This is a genomic window from Pseudomonas sp. GW821-FHT09C09 (assembly GCF_059418105.1).
In genome coordinates this window covers 836,411-852,173 of sequence record NZ_JBWKPF010000001.1, presented here as the reverse complement: position 1 = coordinate 852,173, position 15,763 = coordinate 836,411, and the positions used below count along the sequence as shown (strand labels likewise).

Sequence of the window (15,763 nt, the reverse complement as noted above, 5' to 3'; positions counted from 1 at the left end):
GGGGGCGTTGCCGAGGCGCGCCCCTTTTTTGCTGATACAAGGATCTTCGCGATGTCGTTACACCCTGATCTGGAAGCCTTTCTCGACCTGGCTCAAGACAGCCAGGAGGCCGGTCTGCCGGCGCTGCACCAAATGACCCCGGCCCAGGCCCGGGATACCTTCGAACAGACCACCGCGCAGTTGCGCTGGACGGCGCCCGAGGACCTGGACGTGCAAGCCATCAGCGCGACCGCTCGGGACGGTGCGCCTTTGGCGCTGCGCCTGTATCGCCCGCACGGTGAGTCAGCGCCAATGCCGGTGCTGGTGTATTTCCACGGTGGCGGGTTTGTGGTCGGGAGCCTGGATTCCCATGACGGCGTGTGCCGCGAGTTCTGCCGGCGCACGCCGTGCGCGGTGCTCTCGGTGGGCTATCGACTGGCGCCGGAGCACCGTTTCCCGACGGCGCTGGAAGACGGTGAGGACGCCTTGTCGTGGCTGGCCGAACACGCGGCGTCGTTGGGCCTGGACCCGGGCCGGGTCGCGTTCGGCGGTGACAGCGCCGGGGCCACGCTGGCCACGGTACTGGCGGTGCAAGCGGTGGTCCAGCCGCACACCGTGGCCATCGCGCCCAAGGCTCAGTTGTTGTGCTATCCGGTTACCGACGCCTCGCGTGCCCATGATTCGCGGGCCCTGTTCAGCGAAGGCTATCTGCTCGAAGACGAGACACTGGACTGGTTTTATGGGCATTACGCGCGCACCCCGGAAGATTATCTGGACTGGCGTTTCTCGCCGTTGCTGGCCGAAGATCTGCGGGGTGTCGCCCCGGCCATTGTGGTGCTGGCCGGGTTCGATCCGCTGCTCGATGAGGGGCAGGCGTATGTCGACAAGTTGCGTGAGCACGGTGTGAGCGTCGAGCTCGAGCATTGCCAGGGGCTGACGCACGACTTGCTCAGGCTGGCGTCGGTGATGCCCGATGTCCTGCAGGTACACGAAACCCTGAGCCGTGCGCTGCATCGCGTTTTGAACTGAGCCACAGACCCGATCGCAGGCCAAAAAAAACCCCGCAATGCGGGGTTTTTTCATGATCGCTGCAATCAGAAGTCGGCTTTGACCGACATCACGAAGTTGCGCGGATCGCCATAGAAGTTACCGAAACCTTCGGTGCCCACAGTGGCGTAGTAGCGTTTGTCGAACAGGTTGTTGCCGTTGAGGGCGACGGACCAGGTGTCATCGATGCGGTAGCCGATGCGACCGTTCCAGACCGCGTAACCCGACTGGGTGATGTTGTCACCGCCCAGTGGCGAGGTGCGGTAGTTGCCGCTCTGGGCGTTGACGCCGGCACCGATGGTGACGCGATCCAGAGGACCGCTCAGGCTGTAGTCGCCCCAGACGCGCAGCAGGTGGCGCGGCACGTAGGAGTTGTAGACCACGCCGTCCTGGGTGGCGTCGGCATCTTCCAGCACTTTGGTCTGGGTGTAGGTGTAGCCGGCCAGCAGTTGCAGGCGATCGATCACTTCACCGCTGACTTCCGCTTCGAAGCCCTGGGCGCGGACCTTGCCGGAGTTCAGCGAGCAGGAACTGTCTTCACAGCGCGGGTCATCCTGGGCCGCATCTTTCTGAATGGTGCGGAACAGGTTGAAGGAGCTGTTCAGGCGACCGTCGAACCACTCGCCCTTGATCCCCAGCTCGTAGCTCTGGCCGATCAGCGGTTTGAGGGTGCCGCCGTCGATGGTCTTGTAGCCGCCCTGCGGGGTGAAGATATCGGTGTAGCTGGCATACGCGGTCAGGTTGTCATTGAGATCGAACAACAGCCCGGCAAACGGGGTGACCTGTCCGGTTTCGGTGGACTTGGTGTTGACCGGAGTGCCCTCGCCGCGGAAGTACTGCACGGAGTCGGAGTCGGACTTGTACCAGCTGACACGGCTGCCCAGTACGAAGGTCAGTGGATCGGCCAGTTTCAGGCGGGCGGTGGAGTAAACGCCGTATTGCTTGATGCTGATGTCTACCGGACCGCCCCGGGAGGCATTGGCCAGGTAGTAGCTTTCGTCAGGCTTGGGCAGGTGATGGTTCGGGTCCAGCACGTTCTGGCGCTGTGGCAGGGCCGCCACGGCGTAGAAGTCATCCTTGCGGGAGCGGCTGGCGTTGGCGCCGACGGTGATTTCGTGCTGCTGGCCGAACGCGTCGAATTTGCCGTCCACGTAGGCATCGAAGCCGTAGTCGGTCTGCTCGTAGTCGTAGATGCTCCCCAGCATCAGCGTGTTCGAGCTGGTGGCGCCGACCGGTACCGCACCGCTCGGGAACGCGTATTCCATGTCCTGGGTGTTGCGCGAGAAGACCCCGGCCACCTTCAGGGACCAGTCGTCGTTGAACTGGTGTTTCACGTCGCCGAAGTAGGTGGCGCGTTTGCTGCGCTGGTTGTTCCACGAGGTGTTCAGGCAGGTGGAGCGCTTGAGGTGCAGGTCGGAGCCGTCGGCGTAGCGCGGCAGACCGCCCCAGCAAGGTGTGGCGTCGACGTCTTCATAGGCCATGCCCAGGCCCAGTGTGGTGTCGGGGTTGAGGTCGAAGTCCAGGGCGCCGTAGTAGATCTGGTCCTTGCGGCTGGCCACGTCATAAAAGTACTGACGGGTCTGCTGGGTGACCACGGCGCGGCCACGGATGGTGCCGGCGTCGTTCAGCGGGCCGCCGGTGTCGACCTGACCGCGATAGTTGTCCCACGAGCCTGCCGAAAGCGACAGTTGGGTGTGCGGGGTGTCCTGGCCGCGCTTGCGCACGAAGTTGACGCCACCGGCCGTACCGCCTGCGCCTTTCATCATGCCGGCGGCACCGCGCAGCACTTCGACGCGGTCATAAATGGCCATGTCGCTGTTGAAGCTGTCGGCCTGTACGTAGCTGCTGCCGATGTCCAGCGGCACGCCGTCGTACTGGTACTGGCCGCTCATGCGGAAACCGCGGGAATAGAAATACTTGCCGCCCATGGGCGAATCGTAAACGGTGATGCCCGGGGTCTTTTCCATCACTTGTTCGATGGTGTTGAGGTTCTGGTCATCCAGCATCTTGCGGGTCATGACCGTGACCGACTGCGGGGTCTCCTTCAGCGAATGCACGCCCTTGCCGATGGTCACGCCGCCGGTGGTGTAGGAGTTGCTGCCTTCGGTGGTCTCTGTCAGACGCTGGCCGTTGATGTTGGTCGGTGCCAGTTCCATCGCGCTGCCGGTGGCGGGTGCCAGCAGGGTCACGGTGTTGCCGTCACGCTGATGGCGGATGCCGGTGCCCTTGAGCATGGCCGCGATTGCGCTGTCGTCTGCGTATCGGCCGCTGAGGGCGGTGGAACGCAGGCCTTGCAGGCTTTCCGGGCTGTAGATGATCTGCAGGCTGGTCTGCTGACCGAGCGATTGCAGGGCCTGGGCCAGTGGCTGCGCCGGGATGTTCAGGGTCCATTCCTGGGCCTGGACATACGGGGTGACGGCCAGCGTCATTGCCAGTCCCAGGCAAGTGGTGGCCAGGCGAGAGCGGGAGGCACCGTGCATGAGCAGGGCTCGGGTCAGTGGTCGAAGCATGAAGCGGGATGCGGACATGTGATTAAGACCTTGGCAGGTATAGTTGTTAATGGTTCTTATTTGTCTGATTGAGACGAGGAAGCCGCGGTAAACCGGAAATATTTTTTCCGGTCTGGCCGCGGCTTCATCGATCAAGCGGTTTGCAGTTCGCTTTTGACCTTGCCGGCCTCCATGCGCACCAGTTGATCGGCGACGTCGAAGTAACGGTCATCGTGGGAAATCACGATGATGGTCTTGCCCAGACGTTTCAGGTCGGGCAGCAGTTCGGTGTAGAAAATCCGCCGGAATGTCGGGTCCTGGTCGGCGGCCCATTCGTCGAACACCAGCACCGGACGCTCTTCGAGCCAGGCATTGACCAGCGCCAGGCGCTTGCGTTGGCCGGTAGACAGGTCGGTGGTGCTGAAGGCGCCGTCACGCACGCTGACCTTGTGCGCGATCTCCAGCCGTTCGAGGTAGCGGGTGGCGTCCTGCGGCACTTCGCGGTCACCCTGGATCAGGTCGTCGAACAGGTAGTAGTCGGCAAAGATCGTGGTGAAGTTCTGTCGATAGTCGTCGCGGTTCAGGGCGGTGATCGGCTGGCCGTTGACCCGGATTTCACCTTCGGTGGGCGCATACAGGCCCAGCAGGAGTTTGATCAGGGTGGTCTTGCCACAACCGTTTTCACCGACGATGAACACGATGTCGCCTTGCTCGATGCGCAGGTTGACCGGCCCGAGGCGGAACGGCTCGCTGCCGGGGACGGGCGGGAAGGCGTAGCGCACGTTGTTCAGTTCCAGGTGGCTGACCACGCCGGGTTTGCTGCCGTGATCCTCCAGCAACAGGTGTGGCTCGGGCGAGGAGAACTGTTCGCTCAGTTCGGCAATCCGGCGGAACGCGATCTGTGCGCGGCTGATGATCGGCAGCGTGCCGACCAGATGTTCCAGCGGGCCTTTCATGTACAGCAGCACCAGCACGAAACCGCTCATCACCGCCTGGTCACCGCTCGGCCAGAACGATTGCAGGGCCAGCGCCATGCCGATCACCACGAAGAACAGCATCGAGCCGAACGACTTGGCGATCACGAAGGTGTTGATGGAGCGGATCTGGGTGTAGCAGATCTTTTCCGCGGTTTTCTGGATGCCCGACACGAACATGCGTTGGCGGCGCGGACGGTGGATGCGCAGTTCCTTGGCGCCTTCGGCAATCGCGTTGTAGTGCTTCTGCAGTTCGTCCTCGGAGTCGCGCGCGGCGTAGAAACCGCGCATGCCCTTGGCCCGGGCAATCGCCTGGATGGTGGTGCCGATGGCAATCGCCACCAGCATCATCAGGAACATCGGCCAGGACAGCATGGCCAGGTAGCCGAGGCAGCCCAGGGTCACCGTCATGGAAATGGCCAGCGGTGCGAATGCAAAGGCGAAGTCGCTGATGGTGTCCACGTCATGGGTCAGCACGGGGATCAGGCGATGGCTGCGGTAGCGCTCGATCTGGTCGATCGGCGCCGACAGCACCTTCTCCCCCAGCTCCTTGCGCAGGCGGGCGATGATGTGTTGACCGACATAGTTGGTGCCGATATCGGACAGGATCGTGGTCAGCAAGGCCAGGGCGCACAGCCCGGCGAAAATCATCACCACGGTGCGGGTCAGTCCGTCGGACGAGTGCAAGGCGTTGTTGATGGTTGCCAGCAGCACGGTGACGCTCAGGCCGCCGATCATGCCGAGCACGATGGACACGCAGACAATCAGGCGGAAGGGCTTGAGCAGGGCGAACAATTCGTTGATCGCCCCACGCGTTGGCTTGGTCATGGAGGATTCCTGCTTCGGTGCGGAGGGAGTGCCGGTATGTAAGGAAAACGAATGGTCACGGGGTTTCTTTAACAACGACCGCAGACGGGCTGCGGTCGCCGACAGGCAGGATCAGAGGTCGCGCACTACGCGAAAACCGAGCCAGTCGCCCTTGCTGGTCGGCCAGCTGCTGTTGCGGTTGCCCGAGCGGGAAAACACCGGTGCTTCGCCCCAGTCGTTGCCGCGCATGACCTGGCGTTCGCAGTTCTCCTGGGTCCATGGACGGCCGTCGTCGGGCACGCCGGAGTAATCCTTGTGATAGCAGTCGGCGGTCCACTCGTAGACGTTGCCGTGGGCGTCGTACACGCCAAAGGCGTTGGCCGGGAAGGTGCCGGCCGGGGAGGTGAAGTTGTAACCGTCGGCGGCGCCATAAGTGTTGGCATGTTTGGAGATCTGGTAATCGCTGCCTTCATCGAACGGGAAGGGGAACGGGCCGGTGCTGCCGCCACGGGCCGCGTATTCGCGGATCGACTCGCTCGGCAAGCGATAGCTGTGGCCGGTCTTTTTCGACAGCCAGTCGATGTAGCCCTGGGCTTCGGCGACGTTCATGCACACGGCCGGATCGCGCTTGGTCTGCTTGAATTCCGGCTTGCCAGCGGTGCAGCGACGGCCCGGGCGATCATCGAAGTCATAGGGCTTGGCGCCGGTCTCGCGGACGTAGGCGTCCCACTCGCCGACCAGCACTTGAAAGCGGCTGATGGCGAACGGTCGGGTGAAGGTCACTTGATGGCGCGGGCCTTCGTCGGGTTCGCGGCCGACTTCGTCGTCGGGTGTGCCCATGGTGAAACTGCCGGTCGGCAGGACCACCATTTCCGGGCAGTCCTTGCAGTCCTTGAACACCTTGCCGGGGGCCGGCGGGGTGGCGGCCGAGGCAGTGCCGGGCAGAAGGGCCGCGCACAGGGCGGTCAGGGCCAGGGCGGGCAACGCCTTGAAGGCGGTTGAGGCATGAGGCTTTTTCATGGGTCGTCTCTGTGTAAAGGAAACCGGGGCGCAGGGTTCAGGCGCGCAGCGTCTTGCCCAGCAAATCGAGGAAACGGTCTACTTCGGCTTCAGTGTTGAGCAGGCCGGGTGCGGTACGGATCACCGGGCCGACGTCGCGGCTGACGGCATCGCAGACCACGCGGTGTTTCATCAGGCGGGCGGCGATGTCATCGCTGTCGCGACCCTTGACCCGGAAGAAACTGAAACCGGCGGAGAACTTCGGATCGACCGGCGTCACCAGTTCGATTCCTGGCTGTTCCTGCAAACGCTGTTTCAGGTAGCTGTTGAGCTGATGGATGCGGGCCTGCACGTCGGCCTTGCCCAGTTGCAGGTGCAGCTTGAACGCTTCGTCCACCGCCCAGCGGTGTTCGAAGGCGTGATAGCCGCCCGGGGTCATGGTGTTGGCGAAGGTCGTGGCTTCGGAGAAGGTCGGCACGCTGGGACTGACGTATTTCACTTCGTCGCTGCGACTGCAGACGATCCCGGTGCCGCGTGGGCCGAACATCCATTTGTGCGTGCCGGCGATGAAGAAGTCGCAATTCATCTGCGGGAAATCCAGGTCTTCGACGCCGAAACCGTGCACGCCGTCGACCACGTAAATGATCCGGTCCTTGTCGTCCCGATTCCGGTTGTGTTGGTCGACGAGGTGGGCGATGTCGCCGATCGGCAGTTTCACGCCGCTGCCCGAATGCACCCAGGTCATGCCGAGGACGCGGGTTTCGGGGCGGATATTGCGATTGATAGTGTCGAGCACCTGATCCATCGACACGTCTTGCGGGGTCTCGAACAACTTGAGTTTGCGCACCCGGGTGCCGTCGCGGGCGGTGCGGAAATCGAGGATGTTGCGGGTCGAGTAATGCTCGTGAACCGTGGTCAGGATTTCCTGGTCCGGGCGCACCTGCACGCTGCCGTAGATCATTGCCAGACCTTCGGTGGTGCTGCCGGTCAGGGCGATCTGGCTCGGCCTGGCCTGCAGGTATTTGCCGGCCCAGACCCGCACGTTTTCCTCGCGTTTTTCGGTGACGCCCAGATCCCAGTCCATGGCCAGACCCGGATTGCGGTCGATGTCTGCACGGTAGCGAGCGATGGCTTCACGCACGGGTCTTGGGTGGGAGGTGACGAGGAAGTTGGCGAAGTGGATCGACTGCGGATCCTGTTCGAACATCCCGCGCAGGGTCGTCCATTTGTCTTGCGGCGAGGCCTGCGGATCGGCCGCCCGGGCCGGTGCAGCCAGGCTGACGCCCAGCGGCAGGGTGGCCGCCAGTACGCCGGCCTGTTTCAGGAAAGTGCGGCGGTCGGTCATGGTCGGGTCGTGTCCTGGCGAGAAAGCAGCGCAGGTTTGGCGGCTTTCTGTACCTGTTCCCAGACCCGCAGGAAATTGCCGCCCCACAGCTTGGCGATGTCCGCTTCGGAGTAACCGCGCTGGATCAGTTCGGCGGTGACGTTGCGGATCTCGCCGACGTTCTCCCAACCCTTGATGCCGCCGCCGTCGTTGAAGTCGGAAGCGATGCCGACGTGGTCGATGCCGATCTTGCGCACGGTGTAGTCGATGGCGTCGCCGAGATCCTTGAGGGTGGCTTTCGGCTCTTCTTCGAGAATCCCGTACAGGCCGCTGGCGTACTGGCCGAGTTTCTGTTCAGACCAGGCGGTGATGATCGGGTCGCCCGGCATCAGGGCCATGGCCAGGTTCGGCAGTGGCGGCAGATCGAAACGCGCACGCAGCGCGTTGAGCTTGTCCTGGGTGCCTTGGGTCAGCGGCTTGAGGTATTGCGAGAAGCCGACCACCTGCACCACGCCGCCGCTGTTCTTGATCAGCTGCAATTCCTTGTCGCTGAGGTTGCGCGGAATGTCCACGGCCGCTCTCGGCGCCGAGTGCGACGCCACCAGCGGGGTGCGGCTCAGCTGCGCGACCTGTTCCAGGCCCTTGGTCGACATCTGCGAGACATCGATGATCACGCCCAGGTCGTTGAGACGGTGCACGGCCTGTTTGCCGATGTCGGAGAGACCGTCAAGTGCATCCGGGGAGTCATTGAAAAACGGCAGCGGGCGCGAAGAGTCCGCCCAGCTGTTGTTGCCGATGTAGCTGAAGCCGAACATGCGCATGCCGCGACCGGCCCACAGGTCCAGTTTGCTCAGGTCGTTGCCCAGCGGGTAGGCGTTGAGCATGCTGATGAAAATCGCAAACTTGCCTTCGCCGTGCAGGCGGCGGAAATCGTCCGGGGTGTAGGCGATGCCGACCTGATTGGGAAAGTCGCGCACCAGTCCGGAAATGATCTTGTAGCGCACCTCCTGCTGATTGCGCGCTTCTTCGACGAAACCGTCGGTAGGGCGGTGTGGCGCGTTCGGGCCGTTCCACATTTCCGGCCAGCCGAACACGGTCAGCGCCGCGCCGGACAACCGTCCACGATTGGCCTTGATCAGGTCGAACTGCCCGGAGCCATCCTTGTCGGCTTCATTACCGTGAGCGCCGAAACTCAGGGGCACGGTGATGTGGCTGTCGAAGGACAGGATCCGGTCCTGCAGTTCGGTGGCCTGTTTCATCACCTTGACCGGGTAGCCGGGGTTGTCCCTGAACCAGTAATCCCAGGCCAGGAAGCCTGAGCCGGCACTGATTGCCATGGCCAGCGGCAGGCCAATGTATAGAGCCTTTTTCGAACGCGGTTTTGTCATTGCCATCTCATTCAGGTTCGCCGTCGAGTTACAGGCGCAGGGGCCTTTGCTATCTGGGAGGAACGACTGAGGCGACAAAGAATTTAGCGTGGCGGCAAAACAACGGGCGAAGACAGCCGAGCATGACGAGGTTCTTTTCGGACAGCGATAAATTTACCGATCCAGCAAACGTTCTAGCTTGGATAAAGCCTGCTTCATGGCTGACACAGGTAGGGCAATGACGATCTCTCGACGCTGGTTCATGGCGGGCATGGCACTCACGGGCGCTGCGCTGCCTGCCGCTTTTTATGCACATCGTGAGCTGACCCGCGAGGAGGAGCCGATCACGCCGGGCGAGGCCACGGTCGATCTGGCGGACACCGCCGGGCAGCAACTGGCCGACAACCTGCGCGGGATCTGGGACATCCGCTTCACGGGGGCCAATGCCGGACTCGACGGTTTGCCCCGTGAAGGCCTGGAACTGTTTCTCGATATTGCCCAGCGCGGGCGCGGTTTGCGCGGGTGTCTCGATACCGGCCCGCGCTTGCGCACCGACGCTACGCCGCACTATGAAGTCATTGGCGATCTGGCTCCGGGCAATGGCGCGGAGCTTTACTGGCGCCTGATGCGTACGGACATGCCGCAAGCGCCGGCAGTCTATGAGTTCAGGGTCAAGCTGGACGAAGTCTGGGCGGCCTTCGGCAATGCCGGCAGCGGCACGTTTACCGGGCAGGTGCTGCGGCTGGACCGGCCGCTGGCTCTGCCGGAACTCGACAATCGTTTCATCGCCATCAAGCGCCGCTTCCCCGAGGCCCGTGAGCGGACCGGCCTGAACCCGACATTGCTGGCGTGGCTGGTGTCGCCCGAACATCGCCTGTTTCACCAGCTCTGGCATGCCTCGCGGGACAAGTGGCACAAACTGTCGGAGAAAAAACGCGACGCGTTGCGCGGCATCGGCTGGCAACCCGGCCCTCGGGACAAGGAGCGCGACGCGCGTGGCCCGCGCAAGGATCGCAACGGTTCTGGCGTCGACTTTTTCTTCATGCATCGCCACATGCTGGGCGTCGCCCGTTCGATGCAGGATCTGCCGTCGTGGTCGAGATTCCCCGCGCCGCAACCGGAACTGGAACGTGACCGTCAGGGTTTTGCCCGCTACTTCGACAACCACGACGGCAACGCCTTGCCGCCGACCTGGCTGGCGGAGGGCGATGACGAATACACAAAGTGGGTCAGCGACATCAAGGCCGCCGAGACCTATCACAGCAACTTCCAGGTCTGGGAGTCGCAGTACACCGATCCGCGCTATCTCTCGAAACTGACCCTCGGCCAGTTCGGCTCGGAAGTCGAACTGGGCCTGCACGACTGGCTGCACATGCGCTGGGCGTCAGTGGCGCGCGATCCTTCCAACGATATTCCGCTGCCGATGGCCCGGGATCAGGCGGACTTCGCGGCCCGTTGGTACGCCGCCGAAAACGACTTCCTCGGCGACCCGTTTTCCTCCCATGTGAACCCGGTGTTCTGGCGCTTCCATGGCTGGATCGACGACCGCATCGAGGACTGGTATCGCGCTCACGAACGCTTTCATCCGGGTGAAGTGAGCCGCATGCAGGTCAATGGCGTGCCATGGTTTGCGCCGGGGCGATGGGTCGAGGTCGATGACCCGTGGCTCGGCCCGGACACCCATGGTTGCAGCACCGTTCCCGGCCTGCAGGTGGGGCGCTCGGTGGAGATGGACCCGGAAACCATGAAACTGGCGCTGCGCATCACCTTCGGCGATGAAAACAACATGGCCGATCTGTTTCGCCGGATTCCGCAGCGGCCGTGGTACGCCAGGCACCTGAAGGTCAAAGGGCGGCAGCTCTGAAGACAAAAAAATCGCAGCCCGGTGGCTGCGATTTTTTTGCCTGGAACAGGGCTGTTTTCAGATCACTTGCCAGCCCCCGCCCAGCGCCTTGTACAGCGCAATGCTGGCCTGCAGGCGTGACAGCCGCAGTTGCACGTTCAAGTCCTGGGCGGCGTACAGCGTGCGTTGAGTCTGCAGCACCGTCAGCAGATCCTCGGCGCCGGCCTGATAGCGGCTCTGGGCAATGTCGAACGCGGTCTGTGCCTGGCGCAGTTCTTCGCTTTGCCACTGACGTTGTTCATCGAGGCCGCGAATGCTCGTGAGGGCTTTTTCGACGTCCGCAAAGCCATTGATGATCGCGCCGCGATAGGTTTCCAGCAGCTCTTCCTGACGCGCCGTGGCCTTGTCGCGCTCGGCGCTGAGGCGACCGTTGTTGAAAATCGGCGCCACCAGGCCCGACGACAAATTGTAGAAGGTGGTACGCAGCAAATCCGCCGCGAGGTCGGCGCCGGTACCCAGGCTGGCGGTCAGCGTCAACTTGGGCAGCATGGCGGCGCGGGCAACGGTCACATCCGCCTGGGCAGCGGCCAGTTTTGCTTCGGCGCTGGCGATGTCCGGGCGTCGTTGCAGCAGCTCGCTGGGCACGCCGCTGGCAATGTCTGGCCATTGCAATTGGGCGAACGACTGTTTGGGCGATGGCAATTCCTGTACGGGTTGGCCGAGCAGTGCCGCCAGAGTGATCAGGGCTTCACGCCCCTGTTGTTGCGTCAACGGCAGTTTGCGTTGTTGCTCGGCGACCAGGCTTTTTTGCTGGGCCAGCTCCAGCGCGGTGGCGCCGCCGGCGTCGTAGCGCGTCTGCACCAGATGCAACACGCTCTGTGCATTGGCCAGGTTGAGCTCGGCAATTCGCGCCTGCTCACGCAGCGCCAGCGCCTGGGTGTAGCTGTTGGCGACGGCGCTTTGCAGGGTCAGTTCCACCGTCGAGCGGTCGAACTCACTGGCCTGCACGGCGAACACCGCGCTGTCCCGGGCGGCACGTTTACCACCCCAGAAATCGATTTCGTAACTGGCGCTCAACTCGGCATCGTAATAATCCAGCGAGCGTTTGTTCGGGTTCACATCGAGCTGGCTATAGCCTTTGCCGTGCAGGAGTTTCTGCCGGTTGGCATTCAGGCCGGCCTTGATTTCCGGCAGCAGCGGGGCGCCGGCGATGGTCGCACCGGCCTGGGCCTGCCTGACCCGGGCGACGGCGGCGGCCAGGTCATGGCTGCCCAGTCTTGCCTGATCGATCAGTTGATCGAGTTCCGAGCTGCCGAAGTGCGTCCACCATTGTCGATCGCTCTGGCTGGCGCCGGGAGGTTCCGGCGATTGCCATGCCGGCGGTGGTTGCAGGCCGCTGTCGGGGCGCGGCGCGGGGCTGCCGCAGGCCGCCAGCAAAACGCTGGCGGCGAGAAGTGTCAGGTGGGCTTTCATAGGTCGATCATTCACTGGTGAGGGCCTTGACCGGGTCGAGCCGGGCGGCCTTGCGGGCCGGCATGAAGCCGAAGATGACGCCGGTGGCCAGCGCGCAACCGAAGGCGCCGATCACGGCGATCCACTGGAACGCCATGGCCACACCGCTGAGTTGCAGCACACCGCCGACCAGCATCGCCAGGCTGATCCCGGCAATGCCGCCGACCACCGAGAGCATCACCGCTTCGGTCAGGAACTGGCGCAGGATGTCGCGCTGGCGGGCGCCGGTGGCCATGCGGATGCCGATTTCCCGGGTGCGTTCGCGCACGGTCATGAGCATGATGTTCATCACGCCGATACCGCCCACCAACAGGGAAATGGCGGCAATCGCTCCGAGCATCAGCGACAGCGTGCCCTGGGTACGGGCCTCGGCCTGAATCATCGCGGCGTTGTTGGTCAGCTCGAAATCCTTCTTCCCGTTGTGCCGGCGCAGCATCGCTTGTTCGATGGCGTGCTCGGCTTCCTTGACCCGGCGCGCATCCCGCGCGGCAATCACCACGTATTCCGGATTGCGGCTGCCGAACAGGCGCATGCTGGCAGCGGAGTAGGGCACGGCGATCCGGTTGTCACTGTCCGAGTCGCCGGAGCTGGAGCCTTTTTCCGCGAGCACCCCGAGCACCTGGAACGGCACGTTTTCGATCAGGATGTACTGACCGACAGGGTCGGCGACATCCTTGAGCAGTTTGTCGCGCACCTTGGTCCCGATCACCGCGACGGCAGCGGCGCTGTCTTCATCGGCCTGGGTGAAATAGCTGCCCTGGATCACCGGCCAGTTGAAGATGGTCGGGAAGTTGGTGTCGTTGCCACCTACGTAACTGGTGTGGTCGGCATTGCCGAAACGCACGCCGGCGGTGGCGCCGTTGACCGGCATGATGCGTTCAACCTGAGGCAGGGCGGCCAGTTCGGCGACGTCATCGAGGGTGATGATGCCCGGCGGTGTGCGCGGGTTGGGCGCCGCGCCGCTGAGATAGATGATGTTGGAGCCGAATGCCCCCATCTGCGCCATCACCTGGCGCTTGCTGCCTTCGCCCACCGCCAGCATGACCACCACGGACGCGACGCCGATGACGATCCCAAGCAGAGTCAGCGCGGTGCGGAAGCGGTTGACCCACATGACGCGCCAGGCCGCTTGCACGGCATCCACCAGTTCGCCTTTCCAGGCGCCGCTCTGGGTGCTGCCGGTGGTCAGACGCTCGCGCAGATCCACGGCTTGCAATGTGCCGGAACCGGCGGCGGGTGTGGCAGGCGATTGCGGGTTGGCGGTATCGCTGATGATCAGGCCGTCGCGGATTTCGATGATGCGTTTGGCGCGTTGCGCGACTTCGCGGTCGTGGGTGATGAGGATCACCACGTGGCCCTGATCCGCCAGCTCATCGAGCAGGGTCATGACTTCGGCGCCACTGTGGCTGTCCAGCGCACCAGTGGGTTCGTCGGCAAGAATGATATGGCCGCCATTCATCAGCGCCCGGGCAATTGACACCCGCTGCTGTTGTCCGCCGGAGAGCTGGTGCGGGCGGTTGGCGGTGCGGCTGCCGAGGCCCAGGCGGGTGAGCAGGGCGTGGGCCCGGGCGTGACGTTCGGCGGCCGGTGTGCCGGCATAGATCGCCGGCATCTCGACGTTTTCCTGGGCTGAACCGGACGGAATCAGGTGATAGCCCTGGAACACGAATCCGAACGCTTCGCGTCGCAGCCAGGCCAGGGCGTCAGTGTCCAGCCGGGCGACATTTTCCCCGGCAAACAGGTACTCGCCGCTGCTGGGACGGTCGAGGCAGCCGAGGATGTTCATCAGTGTCGATTTGCCGGAGCCGGAGGCACCGACGATCGCCACGAATTCGCCGGCATGAATCGACAGATCAATGCCGCGCAGCACTTCCACCAGCGGGCTGTCTCCGCCGCCGTAGGCTTTGCGGATCTGCCGCAGGTCAATCAGGGGCGTTTGCATTCAGCCTCCGTTGCCGGTGGCCGGACTGCTCAGGACGTGATCGCCTTCGGCAAGCCCTTCGAGGATTTGCGTGCGCAAGCGGTCGCGGATGCCGATCCGGACTTCCCGGGATTGAATCTCGCCATTGGCGGCGACGACCTGCGCCGATTGCCATTCCGCACGGCTGCTGCGCTGCAGGGCAGCGGTGGGCACGGTCAGGGTGTTTTGCGCCTGCTGTGAAACGAAGAACACCTGGGCCGTCATGTCGGTCATCAGGCTGTTGTCGGTGTTTTCGACATCCAGCAATACCGTGTAAAGCACCACCCGTTCGCTGCCGCTGCGACCGCTGGTGGGACTGGCGCCCTGACTCTGTTCGAGCGGACGCGGCGGCACCGGCAGGATCTGCCGCACGGTGCTGCTCCAGCGCCGGGTGCCGCCACTGAGGGTCGTGAAGTAAGCCGTCATGCCCGGCTTGACGTGACCGATGTCGGCTTCGGAAACCTCGGCCCACACGGTCATCGGGGAAAGCCGTGCGATCCGCAGAATCAACGGGGTCTGTTGTTGCGCGTTAAGTGTCTGGCCTTCCCGGGCACCCACGGCCACCACTGTGCCGGACATCGGCGCGTAGATGCGTGTGTAGCCAAGCTCGGCCTCGTCACTGCGCAGACTGGCCTGGGCCTGACGAATCTGTGCCTGGAACATGTCGATCCGGGCCTGGGTGGCGCGTACTTCGGCCCGGGCGGTCTGGACGTCTTCCTCGCGGGTGGCGCCCCCGGCGGCGAGTTTCTGCTGGCGCTGGTACTTCTGCTGCGCCAGCTCATGCTGGGCGCGTTGTTCCTGCAACTGCGCCTTCAGGTTCTCGATGGAAAACCGGCCAGCGTCGAGTTTGGCCTTTTGCGTGGAGGGATCGATTTCCACGAGCAACTGGCCTTCCTTGACCACATCACCGGCCTCGACGTGAATTTTCTGGATCTGCCCGGACGCCTGCGCACCGACATCCACATAGCGACGTGGTTGCAGGGTGCCCAGGGCGGTCACGCTGTTTTCGATTTCGCCACGGGTTACTTGAACGGTGGCAAGCGTTTCACGACCGGGCGGCAGTACCTGCCACGCGGCAACCGCGATGACGGGGATCAGGCAAAGGGCAACGAACAGGGCACGGCGGGCGGGGAGGGGACGTTTCATGCAGGGTTCCGGCCAGTGGAATTCGGCCCGTCGTTCAGCAGGTGAGCAGGTTCGGTCGGTCGCTGAACGCTGTCGCAAGGCACGACAGACACGGGGGAGCTGTCCTGTAAACGATGCATGTGCAAGGGAATTTAAGTGTTCACACACGAAGTTACAGGTTGCCGGAACGGGCTATTTGTCAGCGAAGGAGAATCACCACTTTAAATCTATATGAGAATTACTATAAATTACGCGCCTCACGTTGCCACCATCGTGCTACCGCTTCGCGGGGGCCGAAAAAACGGTGTGCTCAAGGACAGAACCCGCACTCAAGCGG

At 63.4% G+C, this 15,763-nt stretch carries 10 protein-coding genes; 2 read left to right on the top strand and 8 right to left on the bottom strand.

What is annotated here, in order from left to right; genetic code table 11:
• Nucleotides 1-51 precede the first annotated feature (51 nt).
• On the top strand, nt 52-1,008 hold the full coding sequence (locus AC07NR_RS04125; protein ID WP_248738767.1) for an alpha/beta hydrolase: 957 nt from the start codon (nt 52-54) through the stop codon (nt 1,006-1,008).
• Between the two features lie 65 nt (nt 1,009-1,073).
• Here the strand turns inward: AC07NR_RS04125 and AC07NR_RS04120 are convergent, their stop codons facing one another.
• From AC07NR_RS04120 to pvdM, 5 genes are all read right to left on the bottom strand, one after another.
• Nucleotides 1,074-3,554, bottom strand: coding sequence for a TonB-dependent siderophore receptor (locus AC07NR_RS04120; RefSeq protein ID WP_495077866.1), 2,481 nt, complete (start codon nt 3,552-3,554; stop codon nt 1,074-1,076).
• Between the two features lie 113 nt (nt 3,555-3,667).
• Complete coding sequence (locus tag AC07NR_RS04115; RefSeq protein WP_495077865.1) at nt 3,668-5,317, bottom strand: cyclic peptide export ABC transporter; 1,650 nt, start codon at nt 5,315-5,317, stop codon at nt 3,668-3,670.
• 111 nt (nt 5,318-5,428) lie between these two features.
• Nucleotides 5,429-6,316 (bottom strand): dihydropyoverdine dehydrogenase, encoded by an 888-nt coding sequence (gene pvdO / locus AC07NR_RS04110; protein ID WP_085711965.1) that lies wholly within the window; start codon nt 6,314-6,316, stop codon nt 5,429-5,431.
• 37 nt (nt 6,317-6,353) lie between these two features.
• Nucleotides 6,354-7,640, bottom strand: a complete 1,287-nt coding sequence (pvdN, locus tag AC07NR_RS04105; protein ID WP_495077864.1) for a pyoverdine-tailoring periplasmic protein PvdN — start codon at nt 7,638-7,640, stop codon at nt 6,354-6,356.
• Nucleotides 7,637-9,007: a pyoverdine-tailoring dipeptidase-like protein PvdM gene (gene pvdM, locus AC07NR_RS04100; RefSeq protein WP_495077863.1), complete on the bottom strand. Its 1,371-nt coding sequence runs from the start codon at nt 9,005-9,007 to the stop codon at nt 7,637-7,639. Before pvdM ends, pvdN begins: the two co-directional genes overlap by 4 nt.
• A 217-nt stretch (nt 9,008-9,224) precedes the next feature.
• On the opposite strand from pvdM, the gene pvdP reads away from it, so the two are divergent.
• Entirely contained in the window at nt 9,225-10,850 is a 1,626-nt protein-coding gene (pvdP, locus tag AC07NR_RS04095) for a pyoverdine maturation tyrosinase PvdP (protein WP_495077862.1), read from the top strand.
• 57 nt (nt 10,851-10,907) lie between these two features.
• Here pvdP and AC07NR_RS04090 read toward each other — a convergent pair whose 3' ends face one another.
• Genes AC07NR_RS04090 through AC07NR_RS04080 form a run of 3 tightly spaced genes read right to left on the bottom strand, consistent with a single transcriptional unit; the run spans nt 10,908 to nt 15,447 of the window.
• A complete protein-coding gene (locus tag AC07NR_RS04090) occupies nt 10,908-12,302 on the bottom strand; it encodes an efflux transporter outer membrane subunit (RefSeq protein WP_495077861.1) in 1,395 nt (464 codons plus the stop codon).
• Between the two features lie 7 nt (nt 12,303-12,309).
• Complete coding sequence (locus AC07NR_RS04085) at nt 12,310-14,283, bottom strand: MacB family efflux pump subunit (RefSeq protein ID WP_495077860.1); 1,974 nt, start codon at nt 14,281-14,283, stop codon at nt 12,310-12,312.
• A complete protein-coding gene (locus AC07NR_RS04080; RefSeq protein ID WP_495077859.1) occupies nt 14,284-15,447 on the bottom strand; it encodes an efflux RND transporter periplasmic adaptor subunit in 1,164 nt (387 codons plus the stop codon).
• Between the last annotated feature and the right edge of the window lie 316 nt (nt 15,448-15,763).